The sequence below is a fragment of the Azoarcus indigens genome (assembly GCF_004361735.1).
Lineage (GTDB): Bacteria > Pseudomonadota > Gammaproteobacteria > Burkholderiales > Rhodocyclaceae > Azoarcus > Azoarcus indigens.
On sequence record NZ_SNVV01000001.1, the window covers coordinates 68,178 to 79,487 of the forward strand.

General features: G+C 66.6%; 13 protein-coding genes. 7 read left to right on the forward strand and 6 right to left on the reverse strand.

Features of this window, described 5'->3' with window-relative positions; translation table 11 throughout:
* The 4 genes from C7389_RS00330 to C7389_RS00345 form a co-directional block, all read right to left on the reverse strand.
* Positions 1-201 carry a SlyX family protein gene (locus C7389_RS00330; RefSeq protein WP_133587232.1) on the reverse strand — a complete coding sequence of 67 codons (201 nt, stop codon included), beginning with the start codon at positions 199-201 and terminating at the stop codon, positions 1-3.
* Between the two features lie 364 nt (positions 202-565).
* Positions 566-832, reverse strand: a complete 267-nt coding sequence (locus C7389_RS00335; protein WP_133587234.1) for a hypothetical protein — start codon at positions 830-832, stop codon at positions 566-568.
* A 10-nt stretch (positions 833-842) separates the two neighbouring features.
* The gene (locus C7389_RS00340; RefSeq protein WP_133587236.1) at positions 843-1,577 is read right to left on the reverse strand and encodes a dinitrogenase iron-molybdenum cofactor biosynthesis protein; all 735 of its coding nucleotides are present in this window, start codon (positions 1,575-1,577) and stop codon (positions 843-845) included.
* 191 nt (positions 1,578-1,768) lie between these two features.
* Positions 1,769-2,710, reverse strand: coding sequence for a LysR family transcriptional regulator (locus tag C7389_RS00345; RefSeq protein ID WP_133587238.1), 942 nt, complete (start codon positions 2,708-2,710; stop codon positions 1,769-1,771).
* Positions 2,711-2,837: 127 nt separating this feature from the next.
* On the opposite strand from C7389_RS00345, the gene C7389_RS00350 reads away from it, so the two are divergent.
* On the forward strand, positions 2,838-4,004 hold the full coding sequence (locus tag C7389_RS00350; RefSeq protein WP_133587240.1) for a mandelate racemase/muconate lactonizing enzyme family protein: 1,167 nt from the start codon (positions 2,838-2,840) through the stop codon (positions 4,002-4,004).
* A gap of 67 nt (positions 4,005-4,071) precedes the next feature.
* On the opposite strand, the gene yiaA is transcribed toward C7389_RS00350, so the two are convergent.
* Positions 4,072-4,512 carry an inner membrane protein YiaA gene (gene yiaA / locus C7389_RS00355; protein WP_133587242.1) on the reverse strand — a complete coding sequence of 147 codons (441 nt, stop codon included), beginning with the start codon at positions 4,510-4,512 and terminating at the stop codon, positions 4,072-4,074.
* Between the two features lie 180 nt (positions 4,513-4,692).
* On the opposite strand from yiaA, the gene C7389_RS00360 reads away from it, so the two are divergent.
* From C7389_RS00360 to C7389_RS00375, 4 genes are all read left to right on the forward strand, one after another.
* Complete coding sequence (locus tag C7389_RS00360; protein ID WP_133587244.1) at positions 4,693-4,989, forward strand: DUF6156 family protein; 297 nt, start codon at positions 4,693-4,695, stop codon at positions 4,987-4,989.
* A gap of 122 nt (positions 4,990-5,111) precedes the next feature.
* Entirely contained in the window at positions 5,112-5,345 is a 234-nt protein-coding gene (locus tag C7389_RS00365) for a DUF2789 domain-containing protein (RefSeq protein ID WP_133587246.1), read from the forward strand.
* Between the two features lie 174 nt (positions 5,346-5,519).
* A complete protein-coding gene (locus C7389_RS00370; RefSeq protein WP_133587248.1) occupies positions 5,520-6,155 on the forward strand; it encodes a YitT family protein in 636 nt (211 codons plus the stop codon).
* A gap of 2 nt (positions 6,156-6,157) precedes the next feature.
* Positions 6,158-6,460: a hypothetical protein gene (locus C7389_RS00375; protein WP_246034582.1), complete on the forward strand. Its 303-nt coding sequence runs from the start codon at positions 6,158-6,160 to the stop codon at positions 6,458-6,460.
* A gap of 135 nt (positions 6,461-6,595) precedes the next feature.
* Here the strand turns inward: C7389_RS00375 and ylqF are convergent, their stop codons facing one another.
* Positions 6,596-7,513, reverse strand: coding sequence for a ribosome biogenesis GTPase YlqF (gene ylqF / locus C7389_RS00380; RefSeq protein WP_133587250.1), 918 nt, complete (start codon positions 7,511-7,513; stop codon positions 6,596-6,598).
* 81 nt (positions 7,514-7,594) lie between these two features.
* Between ylqF and putA the strand changes: the two genes are divergently transcribed.
* Together putA and C7389_RS00390 are read left to right on the forward strand one after the other, a co-directional pair.
* Positions 7,595-10,759, forward strand: a complete 3,165-nt coding sequence (putA, locus tag C7389_RS00385) for a bifunctional proline dehydrogenase/L-glutamate gamma-semialdehyde dehydrogenase PutA (RefSeq protein ID WP_133587252.1) — start codon at positions 7,595-7,597, stop codon at positions 10,757-10,759.
* Between the two features lie 280 nt (positions 10,760-11,039).
* Positions 11,040-11,249: a cold-shock protein gene (locus C7389_RS00390; RefSeq protein WP_133587254.1), complete on the forward strand. Its 210-nt coding sequence runs from the start codon at positions 11,040-11,042 to the stop codon at positions 11,247-11,249.
* Positions 11,250-11,310: the final 61 nt, after the last annotated feature.

Consider the following 11,310-nt stretch of genomic DNA (forward strand, 5'->3'; position numbering starts at 1 on the left):
TCAATAGTGCGGCGGAATTTCGTCCTCCGGCCGCAGGCGCGCGGCCGGCTGGGCGGACTGCACCTGTTGGGCCAGCTGGCGTAATTGCTGCTGCAGCAGATCGATCTGTTGCTGCTGGCGGTAAACGGTGCGGTTCAACTCCTCGACCTGGTCCTCGGCGTACATCAACTTCGATTCCAGGCGTTCCAGGCGGTCTTCCATTGCGGGTATCAGGTCAAGACGGCGAGCATGCTCGCGGGGATGGGATTCTAGCCCTTCGCCGCAGGGGCTCGCGGCTTGTTTACTGACCGGCCGGGAGACCCGAACTGGCGGTAGCCCCCCTCAGGAGGGCACGCGGTTCGCCAGAGCCGATACTACCCAGAGAGCGCGTGGCACTTCTTTTCCCCTCTCCCCTCGCGGGGGAGAGGGGGAACAGCGGTTGAACTGGCGTCGAGCCGCCCCTTCGGGGCGCCCCCTCTCCCTCAAGGGGAGAGGGAGAAGCGCCGCGCCTCTCCTTCCTATCACCTCCTGAGAAAAAAGCGCGCCGTCCTCACCACCAAGCGGCTCATCCAAGCCTATATCGCCGCTAAGCCGTCCCCTCCAGCGCCGCCACTGCCGCCGTCAGCGATGGCACGATCTCCGCGCCATCGCCCGCATCCAGCAATTCCCTGGCGTGCTCGATCAGCGCGCGAGCCTCGTCCGCCTGGTCGCTGCTCCGCAACTCGGCGGCGAAGCGGCCTATGCTGCCGGCCACCAGGCGGGTGATGCGGCCGTTTTCGCCGGTGACCTTGGAGGTCTTGATCGCGTTGGCGATCAGGTCGGTGACGACGGCGTGGTAGTCCTTTTCCGCCATGGCCGCCCCCTTACTCCTCGACCAGCTCGGCGCTGTAGTTCTTCAGACGCTGGCCGGCGGCGACGCCGAGGATCTTCGCCAGCCAGGGCGGCGGCGAGTCGGTCATCATGCGCTGGAACTCGGCCAGCACCACCGCCGCCTCGCCGCCCTCGATGCGCTTGATCGGATAGATGCCGCCCTTGATCACCTTGGCCGCCGCCGGCCCGCCGACCGAGACCACGTAGAGCACATGGCAGTCGGAGATGAGCTGCACACGGAAGCCGTTCTTGTCCTCGGCGAAGTCCGCCTCCAGCGCGTCCCGTATGTCCACCAGCCGCGCCTCGGTGGTGGAGACTTGGTAGACCAGGTAGCGCACACAGGAGCCGAAGTGGCCGTTTAGCGCCTCGCCGCTGTCAGAGGCCAGGGCCACCCGCACCGAGCCGGGCATGTCACCCTCTTCATAAGCCAGCATCGGTGGCAGCGCCTCGCCTTCTGAGTCGCCCCAGAGAATGCGCACCGCCAGCTTCATCGCTTCCAGGCCGATGCCGATGTCTTCGCCGTCCTCCTCGCCATCGGCACTGGCGAAAGCGGTCTTGAGGTCGGTGACGGTAACGGTGCGCAGATCGTCCACGTCGATGTGGTCGCTGCCGAGGCGGTTCTGCAGTACGTCGATCAACTGCGGCAGGCTGATGCCCGGCAGCGCACGGGCGGCAAGAGCGACACGCAGCGCGGCGTCGCGGGTGATGGGTGGCAGGCTCTGTTCCATGGGGCAAGGCTCCTCTTCGTCGGGAATTTCCCCTTGCCTCTGCAGATTGGGTGCCAGCTCGAGGGCAGCGGAACTTAGCAGCCAATCACTTGATTCAATGCGTTTTCTCCGCCTACGGCCGCGTGCTCCGCCGCGCTGGAGCTGTCGGCTTCTCGACAATCCACCGCCCGTGCCGTCGCGCAATACGCCAATCAGGCCTGCGAGCGACGAACGCGCCTGTCGGCCGCCGAGCTGGCGGGAAGCGGCTCGGCGGCAAAGGCCGCCGACAGGAAATCGACGAAGGCGCGCACCCGGGCCGGCAGGTTGCGGCGGGCCGGATAGACGGCGTAGAGGTCCGCCGCCGGCAAGGTCCAGTCCGGCAGCACCACCCGCAGGCGGCCGCTTTCCAGATACTTCGCCAGGTCCCACTCGGAGCGGATCAGGATGCCGTGGCCCTCCAGCGCCCAGCCCAGCACCACGTCGCCATCGTTGCTGGCGAGGGTGCCGCGCACCTTCACCGTTTCCGTCTGCCGGCCGCGCGACAGGCGCCAGGTGCCCCAGGCATCGTCGTTCTGGCGGTGCAGGATGCAGGCGTGGGCGGCGAGTTCGGCCGGCGTCTGCGGCTCGCCCCGCGTCTGGAGATAGGCCGGCGAAGCGCACAGGAAGCGGCGGTTGGACATCAGCTTGCGTGCCGCCAGCCGGCTGTCCGGCAGTTCGCCGAAGCGGATGCCGAGGTCGAAGCCGCTCGCCACCAGGTCCAGCGGCGCGTCGGTGAGTTGCAGCTGCACCTCCACCTCCGGATGGCGGCGGGCAAAGTCGGAGACGATGGGGGCGATGGTGGTGCGGCCGAAACCCAGCGTCGCATTCACCCGCAACAGGCCCTTGGGCGCCGCCGCACGATTGCCCAGCGACAGCTCCATCTCCTCGATGTCCGCCAGGATGCGGTGGGCGTGCTCCAGGTAAAGCTCGCCCTCGTCGGTCAGGCTCACCCGCCGGGTGCTGCGGTTGAGCAAGCGCACGCCCAGGCGCTGCTCCATCTGCGCCAGCCGTTTGCTCACCGCCGGCGGCGTCAGGTTGAGTTCGCGGGCGGTAGCGGTGAAGGAGCCCTTGTCGGCCAGCAGGGCGAAGAAGGCCAGTTCGGAAGTCGCTTCCATTATTAACTTTAACGACTAAATGATTTGAATCTTCCTCGATTCTATCCTTTCCGGAATTCAATAACATGCCGCCATCTACCCCCGCACGGCGCTCGCCGGCGAGGCCCAACCCAAGGAGAGCAGCGCAATGAAGATCGTCGACATCCGCGAAGTCGCCAAGCCGATCAAATCCAACATCCGCAACGCCTACATCGACTTCAGCAAGATGACGCTGAGTCTGGTGGCGGTGGTCACCGATGTGATCCGCAACGGCAAGCCGGTGATTGGCTACGGCTTCAACTCCAACGGCCGCTACGGCCAGGGCAGCCTGATCCGCGAGCGCTTCCGCCCGCGCCTGCTGGAAGCGGCGCCGGAAACGCTGATCAACGACGCCGGCGACAACCTCGACCCGCACAAGATCTGGGCGACGATGATGACCAACGAGAAGCCCGGCGGCCACGGCGAGCGCTCGGTGGCGGTGGGCACCATCGACATGGCGGTGTGGGACGCGGTAGCCAAGATCGCCGGCAAGCCGCTGTACCAGTTGCTGGCCGACGAGTACGGCAACGGCACGCCCAATCGCAAGGTGTTCGTCTATGCCGCCGGCGGCTACTACCACCCGGGGCAGGACCTGGAAGCGTTGAAGAGCGAGATGCGCGGCTATCTGGACCGCGGCTACAAGGTGGTGAAGAAGAAGATCGGCGGCGCGCCGCTGGCCGAGGACCTGCGCCGCATCGAGGCCATCCTTTCCATCCTGCCGGCCGGCTGCAAGCTGGCGGTGGACGCCAACGGCCGCTTCGACCTGCCGACCGCGGTGGAGTACGCCAAGGCCCTCAGCCAGTACGACCTGTTCTGGTACGAGGAAGCCGGCGATCCGCTGGACTACGCCCTGCAGGCCGAACTGGCGAACCATTACGAAGGGCCGATGGCCACCGGCGAGAACCTGTTCTCGATGCAGGACGCACGCAACCTGATCCGCTACGGCGGCATGCGCGCCGACCGCGACTGGCTGCAGTTTGACTGCGCGCTGTCCTACGGCCTGGTCGAATACCTGCGCACGCTGGAGATGCTGAAGGAGAATGGCTGGTCGCCCAGCCGCTGCATTCCGCATGGCGGCCACCAGATGTCGCTCAACATCGCCGCCGGCCTGGGCCTGGGCGGCAACGAGTCCTACCCCGACCTGTTCCAGCCTTACGGCGGCTTCCCCGATGGCGTCAAGGTGGTCGACAGCTACATCGAGATGCCCGAACTGCCCGGCATCGGCTTCGAGGGCAAGTCCGATCTCATCGTCGAGATGCGCGCCCTGGCAAGCTGATCGATAACGGCACGACCACAAATCATGCATGCGCGGACGGCCACCCGCCGCCCGCGCATCGCCGCTTTCAGGCTTCGACGTCCGCCAGGACCGCTTCGTCGTCGTCGCCCATGTTCGCAAGGTCGCGAACGTTCTTCTGCACGGCAATCGCCGAGAACAGGCTCAGCACGAAAGACATCGCGTAGAAGCCTTTCTCGCTCAACGCCAGCGTTGCGTTCCACAGGCCGATGGAGAGCAGGAGCACCGCAAGTCCGAAAGACGTCCAGCACAGCCCGTAGTAGATGCCGGTGACCCTGATGCCTTCCATGCGGTCGCGCACCGTCTTCTGCAGGGACACGGCGGAAAACAGGCCGTAGAGCAGCACGGTCAGGTAATAACCCTTTTCGTTGAGCTGCATGTCGGCATTCCACAGGCCGATCAGATAGGCCAACGTGCCGATGAAGAGTACCGCCCAGGAAGCACCGACAAAGGCACCGGTGGGCTTGTGAAGCTGCTGCTGAACCGCCATGGCAATCTCCGCCTTTATGACAAACGCCAAATATATGCCAATTGCAAAATCCTGCGAAGATTTTCTTGCGCGGGCGGATCCGTTCCGCCTCCACCGTGCGGGCGGCAGGCTGCTCCTGTTTGTTCACGGCTGGTGCTGTGCGAAGATCTCGGGCTTATTAACCACCTCACCGATATGGTCATGAGCAGCGATTCCCTCACCACCCGCCACTTCGTCACCTACAGCGGCGTCAAGCTACCCTTCAAGCTGGTCAACGAACTCACCGAAGCCGAACTCGACAACCGCAACACCTACTTCCGCGGCTATTTCGACGCCGAGGCGCGGCTGACGGGCTTCGACAAGATCGTGTATGGTGAGGTGGAGCTCGCCCACCGCTATGCGTACCACGGCAATGGCGCGCTGAGGCAGGCCGAGATCACCGATGCCGACGAGGAAGTCACCGTCCTCGAGTTCGGCACCGACGGCCAGCCCTGCTGAAGTTCGCCTTCGTCCCCGAGGAAATCGACCGACATCGACGGGTCCGGCGTCCCTCAGCGCGGTGCGCCTGGCCCCTTCGGAATGGCGCGGCGGCGAGCCTCCCCAACCACAAGGAGAAGGCCATGGAATCGCCCCTACATCCGATGAGCAGCCTGTTCGCCCAGCTGGGACTTCCCGCCGATGGCGCAGCCATAGACCGCTTCATCGCCGAGCACTCGCCGCTGCCCGGCAACATCCCCCTTGCCGAAGCGCCCTTCTGGACGCCCGCCCAGGCCGCCTTCCTGCGCGATGAGATCCGCGAGGACGCCGACTGGGCGGAGATCGTCGACCAACTGAATACCCGCCTGCGCGGTTGAGCAAGCCGCCTCTCCCGGCTTCGGCGGCCATGCGCCGCCAACCTCCTTTTCCCGGCCAAGCCCCTCCGGCTCACGCCCAAGCCCTGTTGCGCTGATCGGTATTGCGGCAATTCCGCTGCGCCGCAGCAGGGCGCAAACGCTATCATCGCGCCACTCCTACCCTGCGCCCGCTTCATGTCCGAACCCGCTGCCCCACCTTCCTCCTCCGCGCCCCTCATCCCTCGTCACAGCCTGCTGGATGATGCTCAAGGGCTGGTGGTCGGCACCCTTTTCCTCGCGCTGGCGGTGACCCTGTTCCGAGAAGCCGGCCTGATCACCGGCGGCACCGCCGGGCTGGCCTTCGTCATCCATTACGCCTTCAAGCTGCCTTTCGGCATCGTCTTCTTCTTCGTGAACCTGCCCTTCTACGTCTTCGCCTACCGCGCACTGGGCAAGGAATTCACCTTCAAGACCTTCTTCACCATCCTGCTGATGTCGCTGTGCGCCGACTGGCTGCCGCGGCTGATCGACGTTGCCCACGTGGAACCGGCCTTCGCCGCTGTCATGGCCGGCCTGCTGTCCGGCACCGGCCTGCTGATGCTGATACGCCACCGTTCCAGCCTGGGCGGCATCGGCGTACTGGCGATCTACCTTCAGCAGACCCGCGGCTGGCGCGCCGGCTGGGTGCAGATGGCCTGCGACCTCGCCATCCTCTCCCTCGCGCTGTTCGTGGTGGATCTACCGCTGGTGGGGCTGTCGGTGCTGGGGGCGGTTGCGGTGAATTTCGTCATCGCGGTCAACCACCGCCCCGGCCGCTACTTCGGAATGTAGGCATGGCCGTGCAGATCGCCGAGTTGCGCCGCTGCCCGACCTGCAACCGCTGGGGCGGCAAGCGCAATCTGGGCGCGGACGGCTTCAGCGTGGAACTGGACAGCGAAGACAACCGCGGCCCCTGCCGCGAAGGCCCGTGGCATGGCTCCCCGCGCGGGCCACGCAACGCCTGTGGGCAATGGCTGCGCTGGGTGGAGATCCGGCCGGCGGACGAGGAGCAGAAGCCATCGCCGGCGCCAATGGCTGCAACAGTACCGGCGCTTGCCTCAGGCACACCCTCCGCACCAGAAGCCGGATCCGGATAACCCAGAATCCGACCTGCTACGGCAGCCGGGAGTAATACAAAGTCGCCAGCATGACCGCCACCGGGGCGGCCATGCGGCCTGCCAAGCGGGATTGGGGAGCACCAGGCCGGCGGCGGTCAAGGCGGCCGGGGTGCTTCACGCCCCGCTTTCGCCTTCGTCCTGTGCCGCAGCCTCCTGCGCTGCTTTCTCGGCGGCTTGCCGCTCCACCATCGCCGCCCGCGTCTCCGGCGTTTCCAGGCTGATCCGGCCCAGCGCACCGCTGCGGTAGTCCACCAGCAGGATCTGCGCTGCCTTCTCCAGGTCCAGCCCGCCCCCCTTGACCAGGCAACCACGGCGGCGGCCTATGGCTTCCACCAGCGCCGGGCCATCCATCCCTTCCACCTTGATCTTGTAACGTGCCGCCAGCAGGTTCGGATAGCGCGCCAGCAGCACCTCACCCAGGAAGGCCGCCACCTCCTCGTCGATCACCGCGTTGCGGCCAATGGCGTGGCTGGCGGCCAGCATGTAGCCGTCGGCGTCATAGTCGATCTTCGGCCACATCAGGCCGGGGGTGTCGGTCAGCGTCATGCCGGCGCCCAGGTCCAGCGTCTGCTGGTGCTTGGTCACCGCGGGCTCGTCGCCCACCTTGGCCACCTTGCGCTTGAGCAACGCATTCATCAGCGTGGATTTGCCGACATTTGGGATGCCCATGATCATCATCCGCAGCGGTTTGGTGCCGTCGTCGCGGTGCGGCGCCAGGCTGCGGCACAGCGCCGGGATGCGGGCAACCTCGGCCGGGTTCTTGGCCGAGATCTGCACCGCCTTCACATCCGGCTGGGCGTTGTAGAAGTCCATCCAGGCGCGGGTCGCCGCCGGGTCCGCGAGGTCGGACTTGTTCAGCAGCTTGAGGCAGGGGCGGTTCCGGAACTTGCGCAGTTCGGCGATCATCGGATTGCTGCTCGCCTCCGGCAGACGGGCATCGGTCACCTCGATGACGACGTCTATCGCGGCCATGCTTTCCGCCGCATTGCGACGCGCCGAGTTCATGTGACCGGGGAACCACTGGATGGGCATTTCTGATCCAAAACGGGGACGGGAGGCGCATTATCTCCCAGTAGGCCTCGGCCGCCGCACCCACCGCAAGGAGGCGTGACGATGAAGGATGACAGTCAGATGCTGCGGGACCGCCTACGCGAAGCCCACCGCTGCGACGAAGCCGAGGCCCTGCGCAACTGCCTCGCCGTCGCCGCCGTCGATCCACTGACCAGCGAGCGCATTGCGGGCCGCGCTCGCCCGCTGCTGGAAGCGGTGCGCAACGCCGGCGCGGAGGGCCACGGCATAGACGCCTTCCTCCACGCCCACGCCCTCTCCAGCCGGGAGGGCATTGCCCTGATGTGCCTCGCCGAAGCGCTGCTCCGGGTGCCCGACGCCGCCACCCGCGACCGCCTGATCCGCGACAAGCTGGGCGACGCCGACTGGGGCAGCCGGCTGGGCGCCTCTTCAAATCCCTTCGTCAACGCCTCCACCTGGGCGCTGTTGCTTACCGGGCGCCTGCTCCGCCAAGACGAAGATGAAGACACCAGCGCCTCCAGCCTCGGCCGCAGCCTGCGCCAGCTGGCCGCCCGTGCCGGCGAGCCGCTGGTGCGGGAGGCAGTAACCGGCGCCATGCGCCTGCTGGGCAGGCAGTTCGTGCTCGGCCGCGACATCGCCGAAGCACTGCGCCACGCGGCAGACGCCGAGCAACGAGGCTGGCGCCATTCCTACGACATGCTGGGCGAGGCCGCCCGCAGCGCCGCCGACGCCCGCCGCTACTTCGACGCCTACGCCGGCGCCATCGCCGCCCTGGGCGCCAGCGTCCGCCCCGGTACCCCGCTGCATGCGGCGCCTTCCATCTCGGTCAAACTTTCGGCGCTGCATCCCCGCTACGAGCCGCGGCAGCACGAACGCGTGATCGCCGAACTGCTGCCACGGGTGCTGGAACTCGCCTGCAGCGCCCGGGAGCAGGGTATCGGCCTCACCGTAGACGCGGAGGAAAGCGAGCGGCTGGAACTGTCGCTGGACCTGATGGAGGCCTTGTGCTGCACACCCGAACTGAGCGGCTGGAGCGGCCTCGGACTGGCAGTGCAGGCCTACCAGAAGCGCGCCCTGCCGCTGATAGCCTGGCTGGCCGACCTCGCCCACCGCAGCCATCGCCAACTCCCGGTACGGCTCGTGAAGGGCGCCTACTGGGACAGCGAGATCAAGCGCACCCAGGAACAGGGCCTGCCCGACTATCCGGTGTTCACCCGCAAGAGCGCCACCGACGTTTCCTACCTCGCCTGCGCCCGCAGGCTGCTGGCCGACCCGGTCGCCTTCCGCCCCGCTTTTGCCACTCACAATGCCCACACGGTGGCCGCCATCGCGGAACTGGCGGCCTCGGCGCCGCCCGGCGGCGACTGGGAGTTCCAGCGCCTTCATGGCATGGGAAAGGCGTTGTACGAGCGCATCGTGGGCGAGAACGGCTGGAACCGGGCCTGCCGCGTCTATGCGCCCGTCGGCAGCCATGAGGATCTCCTGGCCTACCTGGTGCGGCGCCTGCTGGAGAACGGTGCCAACTCATCCTTCGTCAACCAGGCCGCCGACACCAGCCTGCCCCTGGATAGCCTGCTCGCCGACCCGATAGAGCGCGCTGCCTCCCATCTGCTTGCGGGCCAGGCCCGCAATCCTGGCCTGCCGCTGCCGCGCGACCTCTACCTGGCCAGGGAAAACAGTGCCGGCCTGGACCTGAACGACGCCCCCACTGTGGAGAGCCTGCGCCACGCGGTGCAGGACGACCGCGGCACACCACACGTTGCCTGCCCCTTGATCGACGGCCAGTTGCGCCCAGGTGAGCCTCGCGCCCACCGGGCGCCGGGAAACCGGGAGGATGTGGTGGGCGGCACCGTGTTCGCCGACGAGGAAGACATCGCTCGCGCCCTGGATGCGGCAGCCCGCGGCTTCCCTTCCTGGAGCGCCACGCCAGCGGCCAGACGTGCGCTTGCGCTGGAACGGGCGGCCGGTCTGCTGCAGGAGCGCATGCCGGGCTTCATCGCCCTCATCGTCCGCGAAGGCGGCCGCACACTGCCGGCCGCCCTGGCCGAAGTGCGGGAGGCAATCGACTTCTGCCGTTACTACGCCCAGCAGGCGCGGCAGCACTTCGGCAGCCCACTGCCACTGCCCGGCCCCACCGGCGAGAACAATAGCCTGCAGTTGGAAGGCCGCGGCGTGTTCGTCTGCATCAGCCCATGGAATTTCCCGCTCGCCATCTTCACCGGGCAGGTTGCAGCCGCGCTGGCCGCCGGCAACACGGTGATCGCCAAGCCGGCGGAGCAGACGCCGCTGACCGCGATGGCCGCGGTCAGGCTGCTGCACGAGGCCGGCATCCCTGCCGGCGCGTTGCACCTGCTGCCGGGCGCGGGCGAAGTCGGCGCCGCACTGGTCGCCGATCCGCGCTGCGCAGGGGTCGCCTTCACCGGCTCCACCACTGTGGCCCGCGACATCGCCCGCCGTCTGGCTGCGGGCAATGGGCCGCTAGTGCCGCTGATTGCCGAGACGGGAGGCCAGAACGCGCTGATCGCCGACTCCACCGCGCTGCCAGAGCAGATTGTCCGTGACGCCCTTGCTTCCGCCTTCGATTCCGCCGGCCAGCGCTGCTCGGCGCTGCGCCTGCTGTGCCTGCAGGCCGACATCGCCGACCGCGTCATCACCATGCTGGCCGGCGCGATGGCGGAACTGGTCATTGGCTCACCAGAAGATCCGGCCACCGACGTCGGCCCGGTCATCGACGAGGAAGCCCGTGCCGCGCTTGAAAGGCACGTCCGCGGCCTGCAGGCACATGCCCGCCCCGTTCACGTGTGCGCGCTGGACCCGGCCCGTACCTCCGCAGGCACCTATTTTCCTCCGCAGGCCTGGGAGATAGACAGCGTCGTCCGTCTGCAGGGCGAAGTCTTCGGGCCGGTACTTCATGTGCTGCGCTGGCAGCCGGACGAACTGGACGCGCTGTGCGACGCCATCGCCGCCACCGGATACGGCCTCACCCTCGGCATCCACAGCCGCATCGGCCATACGGTGGCCCACATCCGCAACCGGCTGAAAGTGGGAAATACCTATGTGAACCGTAACATCATAGGCGCGGTCGTCGGCAGCCAACCCTTTGGCGGAGAAAGACTTTCAGGCACGGGCCCGAAGGCTGGCGGCCCTCATTACCTGCTGCGTTTCGCAACAGAGCGTACGCTCTCGATAGACACCACCGCAGCCGGGGGCAATACGGACCTTCTCGCCACTGATCCGGACCTTGGATGAGCATGCCAGAGCCCATCCAAATGGAATCGCCACGCCCCGCAAACCCCCGTGACACGTACTGATACATCTTTCCAACCCGTGCCGTTAAATAAATCCCCACCTCCCCCGGAAAGCGTGTATTGTGGCGGCGCAGTCGATTCAAGTAGTGGATTTCCTGGTGGTCCTTCTCCGCGTGTTCGTTCCGCGAACCCTTCCGGTCTGATTCCCTCGATCACGTTTCTTGATCGTTCCTGCAATCCCGGGCTGCGGCCCTAAAACCTAATCAATTCGGAACGCAAACATGAGCACTCAAACCGGTAAGGTCAAATGGTTCAACGATGCCAAGGGCTTCGGCTTCATCACCCCGGATAACGGCGGTGAAGACCTGTTCGCCCACTTCAGCGAAATTCAAGCCAAGGGCTTCAAGTCCCTGGCTGAGAACCAGCCCGTTGAATTCGAAGTGAAGACCGGCCCGAAGGGCCAGCAGGCGGCGAACATCCGCCCGCTGTAATCAGCGCCTCAGCTGATACTCAAAACGCGGCCTCCGGCCGCGTTTTTGTTTTTGTTGCCGC